The sequence below is a fragment of the Polaromonas sp. genome, assembly GCF_035638815.1.
Lineage (GTDB): Bacteria > Pseudomonadota > Gammaproteobacteria > Burkholderiales > Burkholderiaceae_C > Polaromonas.
In genome coordinates this window covers 234,954-260,981 of record NZ_DASQZG010000016.1, presented here as the reverse complement: position 1 = coordinate 260,981, position 26,028 = coordinate 234,954, and the positions used below count along the sequence as shown (strand labels likewise).

Annotated in this window: 25 protein-coding genes and 1 tRNA gene; 15 read left to right on the top strand and 11 right to left on the bottom strand. The window is 59.1% G+C overall.

Features of this window, described 5'->3' with window-relative positions; all coding sequences use genetic code 11:
- Nucleotides 1–50 precede the first annotated feature (50 nt).
- The 10 genes from VE934_RS11455 to VE934_RS11410 all read right to left on the bottom strand — a co-directional run bounded on the left by VE934_RS11455 (nucleotide 51) and on the right by VE934_RS11410 (nucleotide 11,729).
- Nucleotides 51–1,166: a response regulator gene (locus tag VE934_RS11455; RefSeq protein WP_324887524.1), complete on the bottom strand. Its 1,116-nt coding sequence runs from the start codon at nucleotides 1,164–1,166 to the stop codon at nucleotides 51–53.
- Between the two features lie 314 nt (nucleotides 1,167–1,480).
- Nucleotides 1,481–2,695: an MFS transporter gene (locus VE934_RS11450; RefSeq protein ID WP_324887522.1), complete on the bottom strand. Its 1,215-nt coding sequence runs from the start codon at nucleotides 2,693–2,695 to the stop codon at nucleotides 1,481–1,483.
- A gap of 183 nt (nucleotides 2,696–2,878) precedes the next feature.
- The gene (locus VE934_RS11445; protein WP_324887519.1) at nucleotides 2,879–3,337 is read right to left on the bottom strand and encodes a chemotaxis protein CheX; all 459 of its coding nucleotides are present in this window, start codon (nucleotides 3,335–3,337) and stop codon (nucleotides 2,879–2,881) included.
- Between the two features lie 7 nt (nucleotides 3,338–3,344).
- Entirely contained in the window at nucleotides 3,345–3,716 is a 372-nt protein-coding gene (locus VE934_RS11440) for a response regulator (RefSeq protein WP_324887517.1), read from the bottom strand.
- A gap of 135 nt (nucleotides 3,717–3,851) precedes the next feature.
- Entirely contained in the window at nucleotides 3,852–5,993 is a 2,142-nt protein-coding gene (locus VE934_RS11435) for a type IV pili methyl-accepting chemotaxis transducer N-terminal domain-containing protein (protein ID WP_324887515.1), read from the bottom strand.
- Nucleotides 5,994–6,134: 141 nt separating this feature from the next.
- A complete protein-coding gene (locus VE934_RS11430; RefSeq protein WP_324887512.1) occupies nucleotides 6,135–6,947 on the bottom strand; it encodes an ABC transporter ATP-binding protein in 813 nt (270 codons plus the stop codon).
- Nucleotides 6,948–6,957: 10 nt separating this feature from the next.
- The gene (gene ntrB, locus VE934_RS11425; protein ID WP_324887510.1) at nucleotides 6,958–7,929 is read right to left on the bottom strand and encodes a nitrate ABC transporter permease; all 972 of its coding nucleotides are present in this window, start codon (nucleotides 7,927–7,929) and stop codon (nucleotides 6,958–6,960) included.
- A 30-nt stretch (nucleotides 7,930–7,959) separates the two neighbouring features.
- Nucleotides 7,960–9,204 (bottom strand): CmpA/NrtA family ABC transporter substrate-binding protein, encoded by a 1,245-nt coding sequence (locus VE934_RS11420; RefSeq protein ID WP_324887508.1) that lies wholly within the window; start codon nucleotides 9,202–9,204, stop codon nucleotides 7,960–7,962.
- A 412-nt stretch (nucleotides 9,205–9,616) separates the two neighbouring features.
- Entirely contained in the window at nucleotides 9,617–10,945 is a 1,329-nt protein-coding gene (locus VE934_RS11415) for an Ig-like domain-containing protein (protein ID WP_324887507.1), read from the bottom strand.
- A gap of 151 nt (nucleotides 10,946–11,096) precedes the next feature.
- Nucleotides 11,097–11,729 carry an ANTAR domain-containing response regulator gene (locus VE934_RS11410; protein WP_324887505.1) on the bottom strand — a complete coding sequence of 211 codons (633 nt, stop codon included), beginning with the start codon at nucleotides 11,727–11,729 and terminating at the stop codon, nucleotides 11,097–11,099.
- Between the two features lie 236 nt (nucleotides 11,730–11,965).
- Between VE934_RS11410 and tsaD the strand changes: the two genes are divergently transcribed.
- Complete coding sequence (gene tsaD / locus VE934_RS11405; protein ID WP_324887503.1) at nucleotides 11,966–13,000, top strand: tRNA (adenosine(37)-N6)-threonylcarbamoyltransferase complex transferase subunit TsaD; 1,035 nt, start codon at nucleotides 11,966–11,968, stop codon at nucleotides 12,998–13,000.
- On the opposite strand, the gene VE934_RS11400 is transcribed toward tsaD, so the two are convergent.
- On the bottom strand, nucleotides 12,993–13,394 hold the full coding sequence (locus tag VE934_RS11400) for an Hsp20/alpha crystallin family protein (protein WP_324887501.1): 402 nt from the start codon (nucleotides 13,392–13,394) through the stop codon (nucleotides 12,993–12,995). The two genes, tsaD and VE934_RS11400, sit on opposite strands and share 8 nt — an antisense overlap.
- A gap of 124 nt (nucleotides 13,395–13,518) precedes the next feature.
- Between VE934_RS11400 and VE934_RS11395 the strand changes: the two genes are divergently transcribed.
- From VE934_RS11395 to nuoF, 14 genes are all read left to right on the top strand, one after another.
- Nucleotides 13,519–14,811 (top strand): branched-chain amino acid ABC transporter substrate-binding protein, encoded by a 1,293-nt coding sequence (locus tag VE934_RS11395; protein ID WP_324887499.1) that lies wholly within the window; start codon nucleotides 13,519–13,521, stop codon nucleotides 14,809–14,811.
- 16 nt (nucleotides 14,812–14,827) lie between these two features.
- The gene (locus tag VE934_RS11390) at nucleotides 14,828–16,084 is read left to right on the top strand and encodes a pyridoxal phosphate-dependent aminotransferase (RefSeq protein WP_414693838.1); all 1,257 of its coding nucleotides are present in this window, start codon (nucleotides 14,828–14,830) and stop codon (nucleotides 16,082–16,084) included.
- Nucleotides 16,085–16,228: 144 nt separating this feature from the next.
- The gene (gene rpsO / locus VE934_RS11385) at nucleotides 16,229–16,495 is read left to right on the top strand and encodes a 30S ribosomal protein S15 (protein ID WP_324887497.1); all 267 of its coding nucleotides are present in this window, start codon (nucleotides 16,229–16,231) and stop codon (nucleotides 16,493–16,495) included.
- Nucleotides 16,496–16,704: 209 nt separating this feature from the next.
- Nucleotides 16,705–18,822, top strand: coding sequence for a polyribonucleotide nucleotidyltransferase (gene pnp, locus VE934_RS11380; protein ID WP_324887495.1), 2,118 nt, complete (start codon nucleotides 16,705–16,707; stop codon nucleotides 18,820–18,822).
- Nucleotides 18,823–18,892: 70 nt separating this feature from the next.
- Nucleotides 18,893–19,885, top strand: a complete 993-nt coding sequence (locus tag VE934_RS11375; protein ID WP_324887493.1) for an NAD(P)H-quinone oxidoreductase — start codon at nucleotides 18,893–18,895, stop codon at nucleotides 19,883–19,885.
- A complete protein-coding gene (tpiA, locus tag VE934_RS11370; RefSeq protein WP_324887491.1) occupies nucleotides 19,882–20,649 on the top strand; it encodes a triose-phosphate isomerase in 768 nt (255 codons plus the stop codon). The genes VE934_RS11375 and tpiA overlap by 4 nt, the downstream gene beginning before the upstream one ends.
- Before the next feature lie 33 nt (nucleotides 20,650–20,682).
- A complete protein-coding gene (secG, locus tag VE934_RS11365) occupies nucleotides 20,683–21,099 on the top strand; it encodes a preprotein translocase subunit SecG (RefSeq protein ID WP_324887489.1) in 417 nt (138 codons plus the stop codon).
- Nucleotides 21,100–21,214: 115 nt separating this feature from the next.
- Nucleotides 21,215–21,299 (top strand) — tRNA-Leu (locus VE934_RS11360).
- Between the two features lie 94 nt (nucleotides 21,300–21,393).
- Nucleotides 21,394–21,753, top strand: coding sequence for an NADH-quinone oxidoreductase subunit A (locus VE934_RS11355; protein WP_324887487.1), 360 nt, complete (start codon nucleotides 21,394–21,396; stop codon nucleotides 21,751–21,753).
- 59 nt (nucleotides 21,754–21,812) lie between these two features.
- On the top strand, nucleotides 21,813–22,292 hold the full coding sequence (locus tag VE934_RS11350; protein ID WP_007864469.1) for a NuoB/complex I 20 kDa subunit family protein: 480 nt from the start codon (nucleotides 21,813–21,815) through the stop codon (nucleotides 22,290–22,292).
- Nucleotides 22,292–22,903 carry an NADH-quinone oxidoreductase subunit C gene (locus VE934_RS11345; protein ID WP_324887484.1) on the top strand — a complete coding sequence of 204 codons (612 nt, stop codon included), beginning with the start codon at nucleotides 22,292–22,294 and terminating at the stop codon, nucleotides 22,901–22,903. The genes VE934_RS11350 and VE934_RS11345 overlap by 1 nt, the downstream gene beginning before the upstream one ends.
- Before the next feature lie 19 nt (nucleotides 22,904–22,922).
- Entirely contained in the window at nucleotides 22,923–24,176 is a 1,254-nt protein-coding gene (locus VE934_RS11340; RefSeq protein WP_324887482.1) for an NADH-quinone oxidoreductase subunit D, read from the top strand.
- 6 nt (nucleotides 24,177–24,182) lie between these two features.
- A complete protein-coding gene (gene nuoE, locus VE934_RS11335; protein WP_324887480.1) occupies nucleotides 24,183–24,671 on the top strand; it encodes an NADH-quinone oxidoreductase subunit NuoE in 489 nt (162 codons plus the stop codon).
- Between the two features lie 2 nt (nucleotides 24,672–24,673).
- The gene (nuoF, locus tag VE934_RS11330) at nucleotides 24,674–26,026 is read left to right on the top strand and encodes an NADH-quinone oxidoreductase subunit NuoF (protein WP_324887478.1); all 1,353 of its coding nucleotides are present in this window, start codon (nucleotides 24,674–24,676) and stop codon (nucleotides 26,024–26,026) included.
- The last annotated feature ends 2 nt before the right edge of the window (nucleotides 26,027–26,028 follow it).

The window sequence follows — 26,028 nt, the reverse complement described above, 5'->3', positions numbered from 1 at the left end:
TCCACGGGCGGAGTTTGCTATCAATACAATAGCTAACGTGTTGCAGTTGGTCAGAGCGACAAACCAAGCAGCTCCGTGCCCTTCAGCGCGCTGCTGCGCCCGGGTGCTGAAAAGCGCTTGTGCCGCCCGCTTTTTATGTGTTTTGACACGGCTTTTAAAAGTGTGGCGCTCATGGCAATTTTCCAGCCCGCAGCCGAGGCCTGCTTTTGCAGCAGCAGGCAGGCACTGACTGTGTCGCCCACTGGAAGGATCTGCGGCGTGCCCCACAGCGCCTCTTCCAGTCTGGCCAGGGTCACGGCGCCACTGTTGAGGCCCACACTGACTTCGAAACGCGGCAGCGAGCGGCCCGGGAAGTGACTCACCAGAAATGCCTGGACGCGCTGCGCGGCGTCGATCAAGCCCAGCGCGGCTTTGGTGGCGCGTAGTCCACTGTTGACCGTGTCGGTGTCCGTGCTGTCCACAAATACTGTCAGCAAGCCGTCCCCTACAAATTGCATGTGGTACGCACCAAACAGATAAACCGTGTTGCCTGCGTTGCTGTAGAACTCGTGCACCACCTGGCTCAATTCAGTGGTGGACAGTTTTTCTGCCAGCGCGGAAAAGCTCACGACATCGACAAACAGCACGGTTGCATTTGCAAATTTCTGGTCTTGCGTTGATGTGTCCGCCGTAGGCCATTTACCCTCCAGCTCGCTAAGCAAACGCTTTTCATACACGCGGATCAGCTGCTGCTTCTGTTCTTGAAGTGCGTGGTCAATTGCTGAGTCGACGGCCGTGTCCTTGGCGGATTGGCGCATCAGGTGTTTGTCCAGCTGGGCAGCGGTTGCCTGAAGCAATTCTTCAAACACAAGCGGCTTGGTCAGGTAGTCGTCGGCGCCCCCGGTCATGCCGCTGCGCACGTGTTCGCGTTCTTGCAGAGATGTCAACAGGATCACAGGGATGGCCTGGATGGTGTGGTCAGCGCGCAGGGCCTTGAGCATGGCCAGCCCGTCCATCACCGGCATATTGACGTCGCTGATGACCAGATCGGGCGCGTGCTCGCGCACCATTTCCAGGCCCCGAGCGCCGTTTTCAGCCTCCAGCACCTTGTATCCCTCTGCCCTCAGCGCCGCAACGATCAGCGATCTGATCGTCTCGTCGTCATCCATTGCCACAATCAAAGCCATTGTTTTTTCGTCCGTGAGACAAGCATGCGTAAGGTCTGGAGCTTACCAGCGCTTGCGTCCGGTCTGGCCTAAAAGCCGGACGGGCAGGTAGGCTGCGGAGGGTGGGCGTTGTTCAGGGGAAACAGCATGGCATAGGCTCCACCAAGTGCGAAAATCATGTGAAAAATTCACATGTTGGTAGGAGCTGAGCGAGGCAGCACGTGGTGAATGCGCCACCCTTTTGGTTCCGGCACGCTTCGCTTAACTTTTTTGCAAAAAGTTAGCCTTCACTGAAAGGGAGGTTCGGCGCCAAGGCGCCGTTCGGCTACGCCGAATCACGCGCTGCGCGCGCGACCTCCTTTTTCAGCCCAGGTTCTGGTCCAGCGGATTTGCATGGTGCGCAGCATGACCAGCACCGCCACCGCGCAAAGGGCGAAACCGGCAAATCCCCACAGGTAGGTACCCGTGTATTGTTTGCTCAGGCCCATCGCGTTTGGGATCAGGCCGCCACCGAGGGCGCCAATTTCGCCAATCATCGAGCCAGCAACGGCGGTGGCCAGGGGCCAGCGCAGCGGCACCAACTGGAACAGCGCGCCATTGCCCGCGCCCAGTGCGCCGAAGCACAGCATGAACAGCAAGGTTGTTGCCACGAGTGAGTTACCGGCCAGGCCGCACAACACCAGCGTCACGGCGACGGTGGCGAGTACGGCGGTGAGTGTGTTAACCCCGCCCCAGTGGTCCGAGATCCAGCCGCCGAAAATACGCACCGCTGCGCCCATAAAAGCCGCCAGCATGGACAGCTGTCCGGCTTGTGTTTTGCTCACACCAAACTGGTCGTAATAGTAGGAGGGCAAAAACGTGGCCAGACCAATGAAGCCGCCAAAGGTGACCGCGTAGATCAGGCTGAAGGCCCAGCCATCTTTTTCGAACAGGCAGGCGACGTGTTCTCGCAGGGGCGCGTGGGCATCCACGTCGGGTGGCTCCTTGGCGAAAAAAATCATGGCCAGGAGAGGCAGCAGCATGGCCACTGCGGCAATGCCGTACACCGTCTGCCAGCCAAAACGTTGGGCGAGAAATGGCGCGACGAGTACAGACACCGCCGTGCCCACGTTACCAGCTCCGACCAGTCCCATGGCCAGGCCCTTGTAGCGTGCGGGGAATGAACCGGAGCCCAGGCTCAGCGCCACGCCGAAACTGGCCCCCGCAATACCGAGCAACACGCCCATGGCGAGCAGGCTGCTGTAGGAATCAACAAGGAAGTAACCAAACAGCAGGGCCACCATGATCAGGACCATTTCAACCAGGGTGGCATTTTTTCGGCCGATGTATTGGGCAAGAACGCCCAGCGGAAACCGCATCAGTGCGCCGGCGAAGATGGGTACCGACAGCATCACGCCCTTTTGAGTGGGCGACAGGTTGTAGGCCTCGGAAATAAAAGGTGCCATGGCACCGTTCATCACCCATATGCAGCAGGAGAAAGCGAAGTAAAAAAAGGCGGCGCCCAGCGTGGGTGCGTGACCGGAATTGAGAAAGGTGCGGAATCCCGCCATGGTGCAAATCCTGTGTGATTGATCAAAAACTCACAAAGATTGTGCAAATTGCATGCCAACTTGGGGCGCAGATAAGTGCTCCGCACAGACCAGTGCGGGTCCCAAAAAATGGGCTCAAATGGTGCGCTGCACGGATTTCGTGCGCTCTCGGGGTGCGTTCTCAGAGCGCGCTTTGGCTGACTTTTAGTTCCTTCTCTCCATGTCGACACACACCATCGCCTCGTAGTGGTTCCAGCGCAGGGTGATCACATAGGGTCGCTTGCGCACTCTCGCCTTGATGCCGTTTGCACCCTGCATCTTGATGGGCACCGATATCTGGAGGTCGGACCCCAACACTTTCCGGGCGTTGCCTGCCAGTGTGTTGGCGATCTCACCCACAGCATCGAGCAGATTGCCCGCGCTCATGTCGGTCTCGTGCTGCAACAGCAAAACTTCCCGAACCAGCTTGTCAGGCATGGACACCACGACATGCCCGTTGTGGCTGCCAGAAAAGGTGACGATGCCATTGAATTCAAAGCCTTCCACGTCGCCCGTGCCGAGAAAGGCAGAGGTAATCTGGGGTTCTTGCCGGGTGGTGACTTTCAGGTAGTTTCTGATGGAGTCGACAAACAGCTTGAGATCTTGTTCATTGAGTGTGGCCATAATTTTCTCAGCGTGCTTCTGCAACATCAAGCAGCGCAAGCTGCAACTCTTCATCGGTGAACGGCTTGGAAACAAATCCGCGCGCACCGAGCTTCAAGGCTTCAATCGCGGTCGATTTGTCGCTCAGTGCGCTGACCACCAGGATGTTCACAGTGGGGTCGAACTTCAGCATTTCCTGGATGCATTCAATCCCGTCCATCTCCGGCATGGTCAGGTCCATGGTGACGACCTCGGGCCGGGTGGCTCGCGCCAGACGCAGTGCCTCGCGCCCATTTTTTGCCAGGCCAGCCAGCACCACACCTTTGAGGCCGCCGTTTTGCACCACGCGTGAAATGCGGGTGCGAATCATGTTGGAGTCGTCAACGATCAGAAGTCGCATGGTGCTTTTCCCAATGTTTGTTGCATGGGGCAAGGGTGGGGTTCGTCGGCCGCAGCGCCGGGCCGCCCCAAGCAAAGGCCAGCCCCCTCGGGGGGGAGCGTAGTACACGAAGTGACAAGCGTGGGGGTCATATCTTCAGACGAACGTGATTTTGAATTCCGTGTGCTGGCCAGGGATGCTCGACAGCAGCAACCGCGCGCCCAGCCGTTGGACGTTGGCTTGCACAAGGTCAAGACCCACCCCCCGGCCCGCATGTGCGGAGGCGGCCTGCTCGGTGGAAAAACCCGGTTTGAAAATATGCGCAACGATTTGCTTGTCGCTGTAACTCAGCAACTGCTCAGCCGTGTACCAGCCCAGAGACAGCAAGCGCATCCGGACAGTTGCGGCGTTCAGCCCGGCACCGTCGTCTCTCACGCTGAGCAGCCACTGGCCGTTTTCGTCCCGGGTGAGGTTGACCGCCACCTGGCCTTCAGCGGGCTTGCTGACTGTTGCGCGCGCTGTGGGGGCCTCAATGCCGTGCACCACGGCGTTGCGAACCAGCTGGATGGCGATTTCGCGTACCAGATCCATCTTCTCAGCGGGCAAATCCAGTGCGCTGGACATCCGCACCATCGGGTTGACCTGTTTGCGCACATCGCGGGCTACATCGCTGGCTAATTGCGTCAGGCTGGCATTCAGTGCCTGCGGGGTAGGGGGCGGAACTGGCGCCGTTGCGGCGCCGCCGCGCTTCTGGCTGAGTGACTTGAAGGCGGCCACCTTGGTCAACAGGTCCTCCAGCGGCAGCGGCAAGGCCAGCAGGGCGTCACCAGTAGCCACGCCGCTGTTCTTGAGTTTTTGCAGTTCGTTTTCAAACTGATGGGCCAGCGAGGCAAGGATTTCAAGACCCAGCGATGCTGCATCGCCCTTGATCGCATGAATGCGGCGGTAAGCAGCATCAACAGCCTTTAGCACCTGCGCTTCAGAGGCGGCCGACGACGTGCTGCGCAGCAGGTCATTGACTTCCAGCAGGGAGGCTTCAGCGCGTTCGACAAAGGCGCGCATCATGGCGGGGTCTGTCTCAAATGCCTTGAGCATCATGGAGAGTTCTTTTTGCGAACGGTGGCGTTCGCCGCTCAGCTTGGCCTGCAGATCCACTTTCTGCGTGATGTCCTGCACCGTCACCAGCAGATGGCGCACGGCGGCGCCGTCCTGCACGCGGTTGAAGTGAAAAGACAGGAAGCGCGGCGTGTCCTGACCCAGGCGGTTTTTGACCGTCAGTTCGACTTCGGACAAGGGGTTGATGCCCTGGATCAACTGCTCTTTGACATGGGGCGAGAAGAGCAACCCGACGTAGTTGCGCGCGTCAGTCAGCGCCTTTTCGGACACCAGAGTGGTCAGCACGTCAAAGAAGTTTTGACCCGGAGCCAATGTCTTGCCGAACAGATCGTGCGACGACCGCGAAAGCTGCGAGCCGAGTGTGTATTCCGGGGTCAGCAAAAACAGGCCCTCGCGCACACTGTGAAGAATTTCCCGGTTCTCTTCTGTGGCCGCTTCAATCGCGGCGTCCGATGTATTTAGCCGGCGCAGAAACTTGAAAAGAATGAATGCGAAGTTCAGGAGCGCAAGGACAATGCCACCGGTCTGCACCATTCGCAACACGCTGGCCCGGTCTGAAGCCACAGCCTCCAGCGCGGTCGTCAGCTCATTCATCAGGGCCAGCATTTTCAGGTTGTTGGCCTTGGCAAAGTCGGCTGCCGCCTGCAGCTCGACTTCTGTCGCCGTTCCTGCAAGTACCGGAGCCAGTTTTTCCTGGTATGGCGTCCAGATGTCCTGGGCTTTCTTCAGAATGTCGGCGGCCTTGTCACCTTGCGCAGCAGGCAGAAATACCGGTTTACCGTTGCCGCCTGGCACCGTTGCACCGTTTTGAAATCCCTTGAGAGAAACGTCAAACAGCTTCACCGCATTCCTGAGTTCCTCAAGTTCACTGGTGGCCGGTGCGCCCTTGATCTTTGCGGCCTCCACCGACAGCAGCGCTTTGGCCGTGCGCTGGGACAACATGCGCTGGCGTCCCGCCAGGTTGATGCCCACTGCGTCTTCGGCGATCTGAAAAGAGGTGTAGAAATTGAGGACCAACACCCCGAGGTCGAAGAGCAGGAAGAAACCCACCGCGATGATGAGCTCCCGGTATTTCCCCAGCGAGGCGAAACCCCGTGAGCCCGCGGGTCGGGCGCGTGATGAGGATCTGCTCTGGTTTGCGGCTACTCTGACGGCACCGTTGGCTTGAAGAACTGCGGACATAAAACCTCCCTTTTGCTGAAAAATCGGCGGCGACCTGGCACCGTTACGCCCTCTGCCGTTACCTCTGCGGTTTTTGTCTCTTTTTGCTTTTGGCTCTCATTGCTTTTTTGTTTCTACTTTTCTGTGATGCCTCTCGCCTGGTCAGGCCGCCTTTTCCACATGGCCTTGCCGGGTGTAGAGGAAATCAATGACGGCCTTGCGGTAGTGCAGGTATTGCGTGCTCTCGGCCAGTTCCACCCGGCTGCGGGGGCGGGGCAGGTCAATGCTGAGCACTTCGCCAATCGTCGCCGCCGGTCCGTTGGTCATCATCACAATTCGGTCTGACAGAAGCACGGCTTCGTCGACGTCGTGGGTCACCATGACCACCGTGCTTTGCGTGTTGGCAACAATCTGCAGAAGCTCGTCCTGCAGCTTGGCGCGGGTCAGCGCGTCAAGTGCGCCAAAGGGCTCGTCCAGCAACAGGACTTTGGGCTCCATGCACAGCGCTCGGGCAATGCCGACACGCTGCTTCATGCCACCCGAAATTTCGCCGGGGCGTTTTTGCGCCGCAGGGGTCAGACCCACCATGGCCAGGGCCGCCTCGGTACGCCCCTTGAGCTCGGCACGGGTTTCGGTTGCACCAAACACACGCTCGACTGCCAGATACACGTTTTCATGACAGGTGAGCCATGGCAGCAGCGAGTGGTTCTGGAACACCACGGCCCGGTCCGGCCCAGGTCCCGCGATCTCGCGGTTGGCGCAGATCAGGCTTCCCTGCGTGGGCATCGTCAGGCCCGCCAGCAGGTTGAGCAAGGTTGACTTGCCGCATCCCGAGTGACCGATCAGCGCGACGAACTCGCCTTTGGCGACCGTGAGGTTGATATTTTTCAGCGCGCAGAAGGGTCCCTTTTTTGTCTTGAAGGTTTGCTCGACGCCCTGAATCTCGATGTACTTGGTGGTGAAAGAGGCACTCATGATTCAGTCCTTAATTCTTGACGTCTTCAAACGTGAAGGCCGTGGCCAGCTTGATCAGCGCAAACTCCAGCACCAGGCCAACAATGCCGATCACAAAAATCGCGATGATGATGTTTTTGACGTTGAGGTTGTTCCACTCGTCCCAGACCCAGAAGCCGATGCCAACGCCGCCGGTGAGCATTTCAGCCGCGACGATCACCAGCCAGGCGGTGCCCACCGCCAGCCGCACACCGGTGAGCATGTAGGGCAGCACGGCGGGGAACAGAATCTTGGTGACGATCTTCCATTCGCTCAGGTTGAGCACGCGGGCCACGTTCATGTAGTCGCTGGGGACGCGTTGTACGCCCACAGCGGTGTTGATGATCATGGGCCAGATCGAGCAGATGAAGATGGTCCAGATAGCTGCCGGGTTGGCGCCCTTGAAGACCAGCAGGCCAATGGGCAGCCAGGCCAGGGGAGACACCGGCCGCAGCAGGCTGATCAGCGGGTTGAACATCCGGCTCAGGAAGTTAAAGCGGCCGATCATGAAGCCGACCGGAATTCCGACCACTGCCGCCATGCCAAAACCCATGGCCACCCGTTGCAGGGAGCTCAGCACGTTCCAGCCCAGGCCCTGATCGTTCGGCCCTTTGCTGTAGAACGGGTCGCTGAACAGCACAACCGCCTGCTTGAAGGTTTCCAGAGGTGAGGGGATGCTTTTGCCTGTACCGGCGGACACCATCTCCCAGATCAGCACCAGCAGCCCGATGCCCAGCACGGGCGGCAACACGGCTAGCCAGAAGCCCGACATAAACCGCGAGACCCGGGAAGGCCCCGGGTCCGGGGCTGTGTTTTTGGAGGCGTTTTGTGCTTCCGCCATTGCGGGACGAGCGGCGGCCGCTACTGAATGCATAGCGGAATTGCCGTGCCCCGGTGCGGGCGACGGAATCGGGACGTGGGCTGGAGCGGCCTCCAGCGGCGAATGAAAAACAGCACTGACCATGGCATCACCTCTTGTGGTTGAGTCTTGCGTTTACGCGCGGATTTTGAAGCCGTCGGCGTATTTCTTTGGGTCTTTTCCGTCCCACACCACCCCATCAATCATCTTGCTGCTACGCATGACATCTTTAGGCACGTTGGCTTTTGCGGCAGTGGCAGCTTGCTTGTAGATATCGATCTGGTTGATCTGCTTGGCCACGGCTAAGTAGTCGGGGTGGTCTTTGAGCAGGCCCCAACGCTTGTGCTGAGTCAAAAACCACATGCCATCGGACAGGTAAGGGAAGCTCACCGCGCCGTCGTTGTAGAACTTCATGTGATTCGGGTCGTCCCAGGTCTTGCCCATGCCGTTTTGGTAGCGGCCCAGGATGCGCTGGTTGATCACGTCCACGCTGGTATTCACATACGACTTGTCGGCGACGGTCTCGGCCATCTTGTTTTTGTTGCCCAGGCTTGCATCAATCCATTTGCCAGCTTCAATGATGGCCGCCGTGACCGCACGCGCAGTGTTCGGGTTCTTCTTGACGAAATCTGCGGTGGTGCCCAGCACTTTTTCCGGGTGGTCTTTCCAGATGTCCTGGGTGGTGACCGCAGTGATGCCAATGCCGTCGGCAATTGCGCGGTGTCCCCAAGGCTCGCCCACGCAATAGCCGTCCATGTTGCCCACTCGCATGTTGGCCACCATTTGTGGTGGCGGAACAGTAATGACTTTCACGTCTTTCATTGGGTTGACCCCGACGCTGGCCAGCCAGTAATACAGCCACATGGCGTGGGTGCCGGTCGGGAAGGTTTGGGCGTAGGTGTATTCGCGCTTTTCTGCGGCCATCACTTTGGCCAGCGACGCGGCGTCTATCGCACCCTTTTCAGCCAGTTTCTTGCTGAGAGTGATGGCCTGACCGTTCTGGTTCAGCGTCATCAGTACCGCCATGTCCTTCTTTGGACCCGAGGTACCCAGGTGCACGCCATAAATCAGGCCGTACAGCGAATGCGCCATGTCCAGCTCGCCGCTGACCAGTTTGTCGCGTACGCCGGCCCAGCTGGCTTCTTTCGTTGGGATGATGGTGACGCCGTATTTCTTGTCGATGCCAAGTACGGAGGCCATCACAACCGAGGCGCAGTCCGTCAAGGGGATGAAGCCGATCTTGACTTCCTTTTTCTCGGGGGCGTCTGACCCCTGGGCATAAACAACAGCGCGCAGCGCTGGGCTGATGCCCGCAGCACCAACGGCGGCTGCCTGCAAAACAGTACGGCGCTTGAGAGAGGCTTTCAGCAAATCAGTCATGTCAAGTCTCCAGAAATGAAAAGAAGAAAACAAAAAACGAAAACAAAAAAGGCGCTCGACCCGGGCAGTCACAAAAAGATGTGAGTGCAGGGTGCGAACGCCTTTGTTCTTGATAGGCATCCCGCTTCGCCGTTGAAGCGCAATGCCTTGTGCATGGATTACAGCAATAGCTGTGCCAAGTCTGGTTTTATCTGTGCGCAGACAGTCTTGCGAGTCAGTTTGGGGTGGAGTCCAGTGATGACGGCAAAGTTTGCTATTAAATGTGTAGCAACCTGACCGCCAAGGCTGCAAGAGGCCACCAGCTCAGGGTGCTGCACTGTATTTGTGCGCTGCACCATTCAGGCGCTCTGGTGCAAAAAAAAGGCGACCACTGGTCGCCCTTCGTTGTTCCCCACTCACGGGGACTTTGAAATTAGCGCTGCTGGAAGAGCACCAATTGGGTTTCGCGTTTCTGATCACCTTTGGTGGCGGTGATGGTTGACTCATAACGCGCACCGGGAATGGGAAGCTGTGAATTGATGCTGAACGAGAAGTTCCCTGCAGCATCCGCGGTCACCGACTGATTACCCACCGGCTGGTTGATACCGAAAAGGCCGGCCAGTGAAGCAACCACCTGGGTCTGAATGTCGACTTTGGCGCCTGGGGCAGTGCGGCCACGCACTGTGATGGCACCGCTGCTGACTTGTGCGTTGTTCGCGTGGCTCGTGACTTCCAGCGGCAGCGCGGTGACGATGGCGGGCGCTTGTGCGCTGGCGATGTTGAACACCCAGTTCTGACGAACAGCATTGCCAGCAATGTCGGAAGCAGTCACTTCAACTTGATGGGTGCCTTGACGCAGCTCACCGCGCCATGTCAAAAACTGTGGCGTGATGCTGGCAGCGCGAGTCACGTCCTGGCCGCTGATCAGGATCTTCACGGTCTTGGGGTCGACGCCCATGCCGCCACGGTCATCAAAGGTTGCCGAAACAGACACCGGACCAAGAGGAACGGTTTCGTTGTTTTGTGGGGCAAGGTTGCGAATCGTCGGCGGACGGGCGTCCACCAGCAATGCCTGGTTCAGTTTTGAAGTGGTGGTCTGGCCGTTGGCGACAAGCGAGCTGACGATATTGAGCGAAGGCGGAAAATTGTCATTGCGGCGAATGGTGTACGCACCTTCGTAGCGGCCGGGGCGAACCTCGGTCATGGGTACGTCACGCACCACGCCATCGATGGAAAAGCTGGCGCGTCCACCTGGTGTGCCAACTGTTGCAAAGCGCAGTTCGGCACCAGGCTCAATTTTGGCTACGGGGGTCACGAGAAAGCGTTCAATCGCCAGCGGGCCAGTAGCCGGAGGCGTGGTTGCAACAGGAGGGGTGACGCTACCGCTCAAGGCTTGAGTGACCGTGGTGGAAGAATTCTTTACACGCAGTGTTGCGCGCGCCGTAGGCCGTGTGCCAAGCTTGTCGCGTCGGCTCAATGTGTAGGAGCCTTCGTAGATGCCGCGCTCGGTTTCCCGCAGCACGATGTTTCTGTTGACGCCGCTCAGGCGCACGCTGGCCTGGCCGCGCGGCGTTCCCTCGAGGGTGAAGTCAAGATCGCTGCCAGGCGTGAGCTGATCAGAAGCCTCTACCTGGAAACTGGTGACTTGAGGCGCGTAGCGCGCGTTCTTTGGCTGGGCATTAGCCAGCTGCGGTGCGGCTGCCATAAAGGAAGCGGCGAGCAATGGCGCAAGGCAGGAGACGAAGCGGCGGAAAGTTTTCATGGGGGCCCTCTTTATGTAGTGGTTCGATCTACCTCCAGTTGTAAGCTGGTAAAAGGTAACTGAACGTAGGAGAGCATCCGCGCGTCGCGTCGGTGCTTCCCGACAGAGGTGTACACGCGTGTCCGGGTAACTACGGAGCCCCTGTGGAGGGTCAGCCCAACAAAGCAGCGGCGTCCAGGATACGCTGGGCCACTTCACCCAGGCGAAGGCCCTTGTCCATCGCGGCTTTACGCAGCTTTTCATAGGCTGCCGCTTCATCGAGATTCTGGCGCTGCATCAACAGACCCTTGGCCCGGTCTATGACCTTGCGATCCTGTAATTCTGTCCTGACGTCCGCCAGTTCACGCCGCAAACCCTGTTCATGCTCGAAGCGCGCAATGGCTACTTCCAGAATCGGTCGTATACGGTCTGCAGACAGCCCGGCAACGATATACGCGGACACACCGGCTGCGACAGCGTCCTTGACGTGCGTGGTGTCGCTGTCATTGGTAAACAGCACTATGGGCCGGCGCGCATCGCGGGTGGCTATCACGACGTGCTCAAGTGAATCACGCGCTTCGCTTTCAGCGTCGACGATGATCATGTCCGGCTGCAGTTGTGCCAGGCGTTCATCGAGAAAGGTGTCGGCAGGCAACACCGCAATGATGTTGTAGCCCGCTTCCAGCAGCCCAATCCGCAACTGGCGGGAGCGCTCAGCCTGCGTGCGCGCATGCTCGTCCGTGGACACCCCTTCCAGCAAATCCGGGGCGATGATGACAAGGCGAAGTGACTGGGATGGCGTCATGGGCGGTTTGTTTGCAAGTTTCGCGCCAGGATCTCTTCGAGGTGGGTGCCGCGGGGCTGGCTCTGCCAGACCGCAGGCGCCGCCCCCTTGAGGGGGGAACAGGCTACACGCAGTGAGCCTGGACAGGGGAGGGTTAGCCTCACCGCGGGACTGGCTTTGCCAGACCGCAGGCGCCACCCCCTCGAGGGGGGAGCAGGCTACACGCAGTGAGCGACCGTGGGGGCTAAACTCTCTCGATGTTGATACTGGGAATCGAATCGAGTTGTGATGAGACCGGCGTAGCGCTGGTCGATGCGTCTGGCAGCGGCGTGCCCGTGCTGCTTGGTGACGCTTTGCACAGCCAGATAGACATGCACCAGGCCTATGGGGGCGTGGTGCCCGAACTGGCGAGTCGGGACCATATTCGCCGGGTGCTGCCGCTGATTGACCAGGTGATGCAGAAGGCCCAGCGAAGTTTGGCCCAGGTCGATGTGGTGGCCTATACACGTGGACCCGGGCTGGCCGGCGCCTTGCTGGTCGGTGCCGGGGTCGCCTGTTCCCTGGGCGCGTCGTTGAACAAGCCGGTGATGGGTGTCCACCACCTCGAAGGGCATCTGCTCTCGCCCTTTTTGAGTGCGGACCCGCCCCAATTTGCGTTCATTGCGTTGCTGGTTTCCGGCGGGCACACACAACTTATGCGCGTCGATCGCGTGGGCAGCTACGAGGTCCTGGGCGAGACGATTGATGATGCAGCGGGTGAGGCGTTTGACAAGTCCGCCAAGTTGCTGGGCTTGCCCTATCCCGGCGGTCCGCACCTGGCAAAGCTGGCTCAGCAAGGCGACCCCGCGGCCTTCAAGTTGCCCAGGCCCTTGCTGCACAGTGGCGACCTGGATTTCTCGTTCTCCGGGCTGAAAACAGCCGTTCTGACCCAGGCCAAAAAACTGGGCGATCACATGAGTGAGCAGTCACGCGCTGATCTGGCGGCCTCAACGCAGGCTGCCATTGTGGATGTGCTGGTGAAAAAATCGCTCAAAGCCGTTGAGCAGAGTGGCTTGAAGCGGCTCGTGGTGGCGGGCGGCGTTGGCGCCAACACGATGTTGCGGGAGCAACTCAACAGTGCATGTCTGGAGAAAGGGATTCGGGTGCATTACCCTGAGCTTGCTCTGTGCACGGACAACGGAGCGATGATCGCTCTGGCGGCGGGCATGCGCGTGCAGGCCGGGCTGGAAACCCTGCAGCGCGGCTACACCTTCGATGTGAAGCCGCGCTGGAGTCTGGCCCAGATCAGCTGATGGTCAGCTGGGTCACGTTGCTGATCGGAAGCTTCTTGGCCAGGGTCAGTGTCAAAACACCGTTTTCCAGCTTGGCTGTGCTGGCCGATGCTTCGATCTCAAGCGGAAAGCGCCATGCAGCCTTGACCGCGCGTGGAGCGTCAGACTTGCTGGCAACGCGCACGACGTCGCCCTCAATGCCGATGTCCAACTGGTCTTTGGCAAGGCCGGGCACATCCAGCTGCAGGCTATAGGCCTGCTCGCCGTCTTCAACGGTTGCAGAATGAGAAGAACGGGCGCCGGACAGGGAGCCAATGGTGTCATTCAAAAAGCTGTCCAGCGCGCCGTTGCTCACCAGTGGTGAGGCTGTACGCTGGATGCTGCGGGAAGGGCGGGTAGCGAGGGAATAAAACATGATGACTCCAGGTTGGTTGACGATGGACAGGGAATCTTTTCCCTTACACTTCGCGGCTTTCAACCGTGATCGCCGCATGGACAGCAGGTAGGCCTCTCGTCGGTTATTTCAAGGAAATTTTTCAATGTATTTTTTCAAACGCAGCCTCTTGAAACAACTGCTGTTGCCCCTAGCTCTCGTGGTTTTTCTCATTGCCCCAAAGGTGTTTGCGCAGTCGGCCGCAGCAACCCAGCCGCCGGTACGCGTGGCGCTGATTGAAAGCCTGTCCGGGCCTTTTGCCAACACCGGTGAGGCTGTCTTTCGCAACTTGGTGTGGGCTGCAGAGCGTGTCAACGCACGTGGCGGCATCAAACTGCCCGGGGGCAACCGCCCTCTGGTTTTTGAGCGTTATGACAGCAAGGGCCAGAACGAGGAGGCCCTGTCGGCGCTGCGTTCAGCCATCGATGACGGCATCACGCTGGTAGCCCAGGGCAACTCATCGTCTGCTGCCGCAGTCCTGATTGATGCCATCAACAAGCACAACGAGCGCGAACCCGGCAAGCGGGTGTTGTTTATGAACTACTCGGCGGTCGACCCCATTCTTACCAACGAGAAATGCAGCTACTGGCATTTTCGTTTCGACGCCCATGCCGACATGCGCGTGGCGGCGCTGATGGAAGTTCTCAAGGACGACAAGGCGCTCAAAAGCATTTACCTGATCGGTCAGGACTACAGCTTTGGCCAGGCCGTGCTGCGCGAATCCCGCAAGCAGCTGGGTGTGCAGCGGCCGGACGTGCAGATCGTGGGTGACGAACTGCATCCGATGGGCCGCGTCAAGGACTTCATTCCCTATGCCACCAAAATCAAGGCCAGTGGCGCGCAGGCTGTGCTCACCGGCAACTGGGGCAATGATCTGACCCTGCTGGTAAAGGCTGCCAGGGAGGTGGGCTACGAAGGCAGCTTCTACACCTTTTACGGCAACGCGCTCGGTGTGCCGGCGGCAATTGGCGACGCCGGCGTCGGCAAGGTAATCGCGGTTGCGGACTGGTTCCCCAACTCCGCGGGCGCGTCTTCCGAGGCCTTCTACAAATCTTTCCGTCAGCGCTTTCCCAAACCGCAGGACGACTATGTGCACATGCGCATGCAGCTGATGGTCGAGGCACTGGTCCAAAGCATTGAAAAAGCCGGGGTGACCGAGTCATCGGCAATCGCGGCGCAACTGGAGAAGACCAGTATCGTTTTTGCATCCCACAAGGGCGTCATGCGCAGCGCTGACCACCAGTTCCAGCAACCCTTGCTGGTCGCAGTGATGGACAGGCAGGGTGCGCCTGGGGTCAAGTTTGACGTCGAAGGTTCGGGATACGGTTTCCGCGTGATCAAGACCATAGACGCGGCCCGCTCCGAGCAGCCGCACAGCTGCAAGATGATTCGGCCTTGAGAAACAGACCACCAGCATGCGCCAACTCGTTCTCGATCTTGAAGAGTCCCTGATTCGTCAGGTTGCCAATGCGGGCATGGGCCGCAGTGACGTGCTGAAGTTCTGGTTTGGCGAAAGCGATGAGGTCACGCCAGCATTTATCCGCGAGGCCGCCGCCGAATCGCTGGCGCGCGGCGAAACCTTCTACTCGCACAACCTTGGCCTGGCAGAACTGCGGGAGACCATTGCCAGTTATTGCAGTGGGCTGCGTTGCGAAGGTGCGGCACCTGTGAGTGCAGACCGCATTACCGCTACTTCGGGCGGTGTCAATGCATTGATGCTGGCCGTACAGGCGCTGGTGAACGCGGGCGATCATGTGGTGGCCGTCACGCCGGTGTGGCCCAACCTCACCGCGCAGCCGGCCATCATGGGCGGGCGGGTGCAGTGTGTGAGTCTCAAACCTGCGGCGGGGCAGTGGAAGCTCGATATGGACGAGCTGCTGGCGGCTATTACCCCCGCGACCCGCTTGCTGATCGTCAATTCGCCGAATAACCCGACCGGGTGGACGCTCACCCGTGGCGAGCAGGAGGTCATCCTGGCGCATTGCCGCCGCACCGGGACCTGGATCCTGGCCGACGAGGTCTACGAGCGCCTGTATTTTGAAAATTTGCCCGACGGTCCGGCGCCGGGCCGCCCCAAGCCGGACGCCCCCCTGGTGGGGGAGGGGCGCAGCCCCTCGGGGGATAGTCATGTTTGCGCACCGAGTTTCCTGGACATTGCCACGCCTGAAGACCGCCTGATGGTGGCCCACAGCTTTTCCAAGAGTTTTCTCATGACAGGGTGGCGCCTGGGCTGGCTGGTGTTGCCGGCTTCAGTGACCACCCACATGGGCAAGCTGGTGGAGTTCAATACATCCTGCGCGCCGGTGTTTATCCAGCGCGCCGGGGTGGTGGCCCTGCAGCGTACAGATGAAGTCACGCCGCAGGTGGTGGCGCACCTGAAAAAGTGCCGGGATACGTTGATTCCCCTTTTGCAAGGTGTGCCCGGCGTTCAGGTGGCCGCTGCACCGGGCGGCATGTACGCATTTTTCCGGCTGGCGGGGCAGGGCGACTCTTTTGACATCGCCAAGCGGCTGGTGGTGGAGGCCGGGCTGGGGCTCGCCCCGGGCAATGCCTTCACTTCGGACCCTTCACCCGAGCTGCAGGGCTGGCTGCGCTGGTGTTTTGCCAGCCAGGACCTGGGCCGGCTCCGGGCCGGGGTCGATCGCCTTGCCGGGTGGCTGGGACGGCAATAAGGGTTCCTGGGCTATAATCCAAGGCTCTGCGCAAAAGCATGCCCGTTTCTGACGGACGAGCTGCAGAACACGACGGCCCCGGTCAACTCCCACTTCGGGAACACTGAGCCGCTCGCAAGTGCACCTAGGTGCGAAGGAAAAACCATGATCGCTAAATCCATCAAGGCTGAAATTGTTCAGGCCAATCAACGCGCTGCCAACGACACCGGCAGCCCTGAAGTTCAGGTTGGTCTGCTGACCGGCCGCATCAATGAACTGATGCCCCACTTCAAAACCCATGCCAAGGATCACCACGGTCGCCGTGGCCTGCTGCGCATGGTGAGCCGCCGCCGCAAACTGCTGGACTACCTGAAGTCCAAAGACGCGGCCCGTTATGTTGCGCTGATTGCCAAGCTTGGCCTGCGTAAATAATCGCTGATACGACTGCAAAACGCCTGAGTTAGTTAACTAGCTCAGGCGTTTTTTACTTCGGAGCAAGGCAAAACGATCACGCGCTGTGTCATTCCACAAAAAGAGTCCTGAAATCACAGGCATTTTGTGGAATGGCATCGTGTTCTGCCAGCCACCACTCCGGGCCTCCTGCACTGCCTCAAGTGCTTGAAAACTAGTGGAGTTAAAACATGAGCATTTTCAATAAAGTCAGCAAAACCTTCCAGTGGGGCCAGCACACGGTCACGATGGAAACCGGTGAAGTGGCACGCCAGTCCGGCGGCGCTGTGCTGCTGGACATGGACGGCACCGTTGTGCTGGCCACTGTGGTCGCCAAGACCGAGGCCAAGCCTGGCCAGGATTTCTTTCCGCTGACCGTTGACTACCTTGAAAAAACCTACGCCGCTGGTCGCATTCCCGGCAGCTTCTTCAAGCGCGAAGGTCGCCCCAGCGAGTTTGAAACCCTCACATCGCGTCTGATCGATCGCCCGATTCGCCCGCTGTTTCCTGAAGGCTTCTTCAACGAAGTTCAGGTCGTGATCCACGTGCTGTCGCTCAACCCTGAAGTTGAAGGCGACATCCCCGCGCTGATCGCTTCGAGCGCAGCCTTGGCGATCTCCGGCATTCCGTTCAATGGCCCCATCGGTGCGGCCCGCGTGGCTTACATCGGCGGCCAGTACGTATTGAACCCCGGCAAGACCCAGCTCAAAGATTCCACCATGGATCTGGTGGTGGCTGGTACCGAAGCCGCCGTGTTGATGGTGGAGTCCGAAGCCAAGCAGCTGTCGGAAGAAATCATGCTGGCCGCCATCGTGTTTGGTCATGAGCAGGGCAACATCGCCATCAACGCGATTCATGAACTCGTTCGCGACGCCGGCAAGCCGGTCTGGGCATGGCAGGCACCTGCCAAGGACGAGCCGCTGATTGCCAAGGTCAATGAGTTAGCCGGCACGAAGCTGCAGGCCGCCTACCAGATCCGCGCCAAGCAGGCCCGCACGCAGGCTTGCCGCGTCGTGACTTCTGAGGTTATGGCCGCCCTCAAGGCGGACGGCACCGCATTCGACGGCGTGGCTGTTGAAGGCATGTTGTTTGACATCGAAGCCAAAATCGTTCGCAGCCAGATCCTGTCTGGTGAGCCACGTATCGACGGCCGCGACACGCGCACGGTGCGCGCGATTGAAATCCGCAACAGCGTGCTGCCCCGTACTCACGGTTCGGCCTTGTTCACGCGCGGCGAAACCCAGGCCCTGGTCGTGACCACGCTGGGCACCGAGCGTGATGCGCAGCGTATCGACGCGTTGAGTGGCGACTACGAAGACCGCTTCATGCTGCACTACAACATGCCTCCGTTCGCCACTGGCGAAACCGGTCGTGTGGGTTCGCCAAAACGCCGCGAAATCGGTCACGGCCGTCTGGCCAAGCGCGCCCTGATCGCCGTGCTGCCGACCAAAGAAGAATTCCCGTACACCATGCGTGTCGTGTCTGAAATCACCGAGTCCAACGGCTCTTCGTCGATGGCTTCGGTCTGCGGCGGCTGCCTGTCGCTGATGGACGCTGGTGTGCCGATGAAAGCCCACGTGGCCGGTATCGCCATGGGCCTGATCAAGGAAGACAACCGCTTCGCCGTGCTGACCGACATTCTGGGTGACGAAGATCATCTGGGCGACATGGACTTCAAAGTCGCTGGTACGACCGCCGGCATCACCGCGCTGCAGATGGACATCAAAATCCAGGGCATCACCAAGGAAATCATGCAAGTTGCATTGGCCCAGGCCAAAGAAGCCCGCATGCACATCCTCGGCAAAATGCAGGAAGCCATGGGCGAAGCCAAAGCTGAAGTCTCTGACTTCGCACCACGCCTCTATGTGATGAAAATCAACCCCGAAAAAATCCGTGACGTGATCGGCAAGGGCGGCGCTGTCATCCGCGCGCTGACCGAAGAAACCGGCACGCAGATCAACATCGAGGAAGACGGCACCATCACCATTGCGTCGAATGACAGCGTCAAGGCTGATGAGGCCAAGCGCCGCATCGCGGAGATCACCGCTGAAGTGGAAATCGGCAAAGTGTACGAAGGCGCGATCACCAAGATCCTGGACTTCGGTGCACTGGTCAACCTGCTGCCCGGCAAAGACGGTCTGCTGCACATCAGCCAGATCGCCCACGAGCGCGTTGAGCGTGTGACCGACTACCTGAGCGAAGGCCAGATCGTCAAAGTCAAGGTTCTTGAGACCGACGAAAAAGGCCGCGTCAAGCTTTCCATGAAGGCCCTGCTGGACCGTCCTGCGCAAGGTCAGGATCAAGGTTAATTTGCTATCGGTTTTGTAGCTGCAAACGCCCGCCGTGTGTGGGCGGCAGCCGCAAACCATCAAGTGCCTGATGAAAGCAGTTGAAATCACTTCCTACGGTGCGCCCGACGTTTTGCGTCTGGGAGAGCGGCCTGCGCCCATCGCTGGCAAAGGCGAGGTGCTGATTCGGGTTGCCGCTTCCGGTGTGAACCGTCCTGATGTCCTGCAGCGCACGGGCAACTATCCCGTGCCGCCCGGTGCGTCGGACATTCCCGGGCTGGAAGTGGCGGGCCAAATTATTGGCGGCGATGCTGAGGCCATGGGTTCGGCGGGCTTCAAGATGGGTGACCGTGTTTGCGCTCTGGTAGCCGGTGGAGGTTATGCCGACACGTGCGTGGCACCCGTCGGTCAGTGCCTGCATGTTCCGCAAGGCTTGAGTGATGTTGAGGCGGCCTCGTTGCCGGAAACATTTTTCACGGTGTGGAGCAACGTGTTTGAGCGTGCACGTCTGCAAGCCGGCGAGACCTTGTTGATTCAAGGCGGCTCCAGCGGGATCGGCGTCACAGCTATTCAGCTGGCTAAAGCCATGGGTGCGACAGTTCTCGTCACAGCCGGTAGCGATGAAAAATGCGCAGCTTGCCTGGCCCTGGGTGCTGACCATGCCATCAATTACAACTCGGCAGACTTTGTTGAAGAAGTCAAACGAATCACGAACGGGCAGGGCGTTAACGTCATTCTCGACATGGTCGCTGGCAGTTATGTTTCGCGTGAGGTCGAGTGTCTGGCTGAAGATGGCCGTATGGTCATCATTGCCGTGCAGGGTGGCGTCAAGGCCGAGTTCAATGCGGGGCTGGTTCTGCGCAAGCGTCTGACGATCACGGGCTCCACCTTGCGCCCGCGCTCGCTGGAATTCAAAACCGCCATCGCCAAAGCGCTTGCTGAAAAGGTTTGGCCGCTGATCGCCGCGGGTGCCATCAAGCCCGTTATTCACAGCACCTTTGCCGCCGCTGACGCAGCCAGGGCGCATGTGTTGATGGAGTCCAATCAGCACATCGGCAAAATTGTTTTGACCTGGCAGGAATGAAGATCATGAAAAAACTGATTGCTGGAAACTGGAAGATGAATGGCAGCCTCGCTGCCAACCAGACCTTGCTCCAAGAGCTGATTGAAGGTTTTCCTCTTCAGCCCGCCTGTGCAGTAGCCGTGTGTGTTCCTGCGCCTTATTTGGCACAGTTTCGGGCCCTAGTCCAGGCGTTGCCTGGACTGTCTGCTATTGATTTGGGAGCGCAGGACGTTTCGGCCCAGGTTTCGGGTGCTTTCACTGGCGAGACAAGCGCGGCCATGCTCAAGGAGTTTGACTGCCGTTACGCCATCGTGGGGCATTCGGAGCGTCGCCAGTACCACTTTGAGACCGATGCGCTGGTGGCCGACAAGGCCAAGGCCGCGCTGGCTGCAGGCATCACGCCGATTGTTTGCATTGGCGAAACGCTTGCCGAGCGTGAGGCCGGACGTACCGAAGAAGTCGTCAAGCGTCAACTCGCAGCGGTGATTCACACCAATGGTCATTGCATCAGCGAGATTGTGGTGGCTTACGAGCCGGTCTGGGCTATTGGTACCGGCAAGACGGCGACACCTGAAGAGGCGCAGGCCGTGCATGCGGTGCTGAGAGCGCAGCTCAAGGCGGCGACCGATCACTCGGACCGTGTGAAAATTTTGTATGGCGGCAGCATGAACGCAGCCAACGCAGCGTCGCTGTTGTCCCAGGCGGACATTGACGGCGGCCTGATCGGCGGCGCCTCGCTCAAATCCAAAGACTTTTTAACAATCATTGCAGCAGCCAGTGCCTGACGGGCGAAGTTTGCTATTAAATTAGGAGTAAATATGAACATTCTGTTAACTACCGTTCTGGCGATCCAGATGCTTTCCGCGCTGGGCATGATTGGCCTGATCCTCGTTCAGCACGGCAAGGGTGCCGACATGGGAGCTGCTTTTGGCAGTGGTGGCTCTGGCAGCCTTTTTGGCGCCAGCGGGAGTGCGAACTTTTTGTCGCGTACGACAGCTGTGTTGGCCGCGGTGTTTTTTGTGTGCACCCTGGCACTGGCTTACTTTGGCAATGCGCGCCCACAAACCGGCTCCAGCGTGCTTGAAGGTGCGGTGCTGACGGCGCCTGCACCGGCGACGGCAGCTTCAGGCGCCGCGCAGATTCCGGGGACGAGCGCTCCCGCACCTGTCACCGGGGCTGTCGCTGTCCCGCCTGCACCTGCAGCTTCAGGCGCAGGTCAGATCCCGACGAAATAGCGCGATGGAGGCACCGCTTCCCTAAGGGAGTGGGGGAAATTCAGGGTAAACTCTGAGACTGCCCGGAAAGCCAACAACCGCAAGGTTCCTCATGCCATCCGGACAGTTAAAAACCGCGGACGTGGTGAAATTGGTAGACACGCTATCTTGAGGGGGTAGTGCCGAAAGGTGTGCGAGTTCGAGTCTCGCCGTCCGCACCACATACAGGCATCTGACAGCCCTGCGCAAGCGGGGCGCAGGGCCTTGAACAGAAACTGGCAAAAGCACACGCGGCTTTCAGAAGTTGAATTGACGATGAACCTCGACCAATACCTTCCCGTTCTGTTGTTTATTCTGGTGGGTGTAGGTGTCGGCGTTGTGCCCCAGGTTCTGGGCCGGTTGCTGGGACCCCATAAGCCAGACAGCGAAAAAAACTCCCCTTACGAATGCGGCTTCGAAGCTTTCGAAGATGCCCGCATGAAATTCGATGTGCGCTACTACCTGGTCGCCATCCTCTTCATTCTTTTTGATCTGGAAATCGCTTTCCTTTTCCCCTGGGCGGTTGCCCTGAAGGAAATCGGCGCGGTGGGCTTCTGGTCCATGATGATTTTCCTGGGCATTCTGGTTGTGGGCTTTGTCTACGAGTGGAAAAAAGGCGCCCTGGACTGGGAATAGCCGGGAATGGCTTGAGGTGATTCAGCGGCTACGCATGTGGCCGCCACAAAGGTGCAGGTATGTCACTAGAAGGTGTTTTTAACGAAGGCTTCATGACCACGAGTTACGACTCGGTGGTCAATTGGGCCAAGACCGGTTCGCTCTGGCCCATGACCTTTGGTCTGGCCTGCTGCGCCGTCGAGATGATGCATGCCGGTGCTGCACGTTACGACCTTGACCGCTTCGGCATGTTGTTTCGCCCCAGCCCGCGTCAGTCTGATTTGATGATTGTGGCCGGTACCCTATGCAACAAAATGGGTCCCGCATTGCGCAAGGTTTACGACCAGATGTCGGAGCCGCGCTGGGTCCTCTCCATGGGTTCTTGCGCCAACGGCGGTGGTTATTACCACTACAGTTATTCCGTGGTGCGTGGCTGCGACCGCATTGTGCCGGTCGACGTTTACGTCCCGGGTTGTCCGCCGACTGCCGAAGCTTTGATGTACGGCATTATTCAACTGCAGCAGAAGATCCGCCGCACCAACACCATAGCGAGGGCTTGATGGGTCCTTTGCATCCCGCTTCTTCTGAGCAACTCGCGGCCACTCTTACCGGCGCGTTGGGCGCCAAAGCCAAACGGGTCACGTTTGCGCTTGGCGAAGTGACTGTTGTTGTATCTGCCCAGGATTACCTTGCTGCTGCGCTTGTCTTGCGTGATGCACCGGGGTGCCAGTTTGAGCAGTTGATAGATCTTTGCGGCATCGACTACTCGGAATATGCAGACGGCCGCTACGATGGCCGCAGGTATTGCGTCGCCGCGCATCTGCTGTCGGTCACCCTGAACCAGCGAGTTCGCCTCAAGGTGTTTTGCGAGGACGATGATTTTCCGGTTGTCGCCTCCGTCAACGAAGTGTGGAATTCAGCCAACTGGTTTGAGCGCGAAGCCTTTGACCTGTTCGGCATCATCTTCGAAGGTCACAGCGATCTGCGGCGCATCCTGACCGATTACGGTTTTATTGGTCATCCCTTCCGCAAGGACTTCCCGACCACGGGGTATGTCGAAATGCGTTACGACCCCGAGCAGCGACGAGTCATCTATCAGCCGGTGACCATCGAGCCCCGCGAAATCACACCGCGCGTGATCCGTGAAGACAACTACGGAGGACTCCAGTAAGGAGTTCGCAGAGACCGACATGGCTGAAATTAAAAACTACACGCTGAACTTCGGACCGCAGCATCCCGCAGCTCACGGTGTGTTGCGTCTTGTTCTTGAGCTCGATGGTGAGGTCATCCAGCGTGCTGACCCGCACATTGGTCTGCTGCACCGTGCCACCGAGAAGCTGGCCGAGAGTAAGACCTACATCCAGTCATTGCCTTATATGGACAGGCTCGACTACGTGTCGATGATGTCCAACGAGCATGCCTATTGTCTGGCTATTGAAAAACTGATCGGCGTTGATGTGCCGGAGCGTGCGCAGTACATCCGCGTGATGTACTCCGAGATCACCCGCCTGCTTAACCACCTGCTTTGGCTGGGCGCGCACGGGTTTGATTGCGGCGCGATGAACATCCTGATTTATTGCTTCCGCGAGCGCGAGGCGCTGTTTGACATGTACGAGGCTGTCTCCGGCGCACGTATGCATGCGGCTTACTTCCGTCCGGGCGGCGTCTACCGCGATCTGCCCGAGACCATGCCTCAGTACAAGGTCAGCAAAGTCAAAAACGCCAAGACCATAGCGGCGTTGAATGAAAACCGTCAGGGTTCGTTGCTCGACTTCATTGAAGACTTCACCAACAAATTTCCCGGTTACGTCGATGAGTACGAAACCCTGCTGACTGACAACCGTATCTGGAAGCAGCGCACCGTGGGTGTGGGCGTGGTGTCTCCGGAGCGCGCGCTCAATTTGGGCTTCACGGGGCCCATGCTCCGTGGTTCGGGTTTTGCGTGGGACTTACGCAAGCAGCAACCTTACGACGTCTACGCCAAGATGGACTTTGACGTTCCTGTTGGCAAAACCGGTGACTGCTACGACCGCTACCTGGTCCGTATTGAAGAAATGCGCCAGTCCAACCGCATCATCCAGCAGTGCATCAAATGGCTGCGCGTCAATCCCGGCCCGGTGATCACCAGCAACCACAAGGTGGCTGCGCCGGACCGTGAATCCATGAAGTCCAACATGGAAGAGTTGATCCACCACTTCAAGCTGTTCACCGAAGGGTTTCACGTCCCCGAGGGCGAGGCGTACGCGGCGGTGGAGCATCCCAAGGGTGAGTTCGGCATTTACATCGTCAGCGATGGCGCCAACAAGCCCTATCGCCTGAAGATCCGTCCGCCGGGGTTCCCGCATCTGGCGGCCATGGATGAGATGTCACGCGGGCACATGATTGCCGACGCTGTTGCTGTTATCGGCACCATGGACATTGTGTTTGGCGAAATTGACCGCTGAAAAAGTATGATCTCTGAACAAACCAAAGTGCGCTTCGACCGCGAAGTAGCCAAATACCCTGCGGACCAAAAGCAGTCTGCCGTCATGGCCTGTCTGGCCATCGTTCAGGAAGAGCAGGGCTTTGTCAGCGCCGAGAGTGAGCAGGCCATTGCTGCCTATCTGGGCATGGCGCCTATCGCCGTGCATGAGGTCACGACCTTCTACAACATGTACAACCAGAAGCCCATGGGCAAGTACAAGCTGAACGTCTGCACCAATCTGCCTTGCCAGTTGCGCGACGGGACCAAGGCGCTGGCTTACCTGGAATCAAAACTTGGCGTGACCATGGGCGGCACCACGGCCGACGGCATGTTCACGCTGCAGCAGTCCGAGTGTCTGGGCGCGTGCGCCGACTCGCCCGTCATGCTGGTCAATGACCTGCACATGTGCAGCTTCATGAGCAACGACAAGCTCGACCAGCTGATCGATGGCCTTAAATCTGCCGAGGCAAAATAAACATGTCCGCTTCCAGCGTCCTTTCCCAGTTTGAAGCCACCGGCGTTCAGACGTCGTTTCACGGCCGTCACATCAATCCTCAGATCATGGCGGGTCTGGACGGCAGCAACTGGCGCTTGAAAGATTACGAGGCGCGCGGCGGCTATAAGGCCCTACGCAAGATTCTGGGCACGGACGGTGGTGAGCCCATGACGCAAGATCAGGTGATTGCCGAGGTCAAGGCCGGAAGTCTGCGCGGCCGCGGCGGCGCCGGGTTTCCAACCGGGCTGAAGTGGAGCTTCATGCCCCGCCAGTTTCCGGGCCAGAAGTACCTGGTCTGCAACTCGGACGAAGGTGAGCCGGGCACGGCCAAAGACCGCGACATCATGCAGTACAACCCGCACATCGTCATCGAAGGCATGGCGATTGCGGCGTACGCGATGGGCATCAGCGTTGGCTACAACTACATCCACGGCGAAATCTTCGCCACCTACCGGCGCTTTGAAGAAGCGTTGGAAGAAGCGCGCGCCGCCAGTTTGCTGGGCGACAAAATCCTCGGCAGCAACTACAGCTTCCAGTTGCATGCGGCACACGGCTTCGGTGCCTATATTTGCGGTGAAGAAACCGCTTTGCTCGAATCGCTGGAAGGCAAAAAAGGCCAGCCGCGTTTCAAGCCGCCTTTCCCCGCCAGCTTCGGTCTGTACGGCAAGCCGACCACCATCAACAATACCGAAACCTTTGCCGCTGTGCCCTGGATCATCCGCAATGGCGGCCAGGCTTACCTGGAATGCGGCAAGCCGAACAACGGCGGCACCAAGATCTTCACCATAAGCGGTGACGTGGAGCGGCCTGGCAACTACGAGATTCCCATGGGCACCCCGTTTGCCAAGCTGCTTGAGCTGGCGGGCGGCATGCGTGGTGGTCGCAAACTCAAAGCGGTGATTCCCGGCGGTTCGTCCATGCCCGTGCTGCCTGCCGACATCATGATGGCCACCGACATGGACTACGACTCGATTGCCAAGGCCGGCTCCATGCTGGGCTCGGGCGCCGTGATCGTGATGGATGAAACGCGCTGCATGGTCAAAAGCCTGCTGCGCCTGTCTTATTTTTACATGCACGAAAGCTGCGGCCAGTGCACGCCGTGCCGCGAGGGCACGGGCTGGCTCTGGCGCATGGTGGATCGCATTGAGCATGGCCACGGCCGCGAGAGCGATCTGGAAATGCTTAACTCCATCTCCGACAACATTCAGGGCCGCACCATCTGCGCGCTCGGCGACGCCGCGGCCATGCCTGTGCGCGCCATGATCAAACACTTCCGTGCCGAGTTCGAGCACCACATCACCCACAAGACCTGCCAGGTCCCGGTTTACGCCTAAAC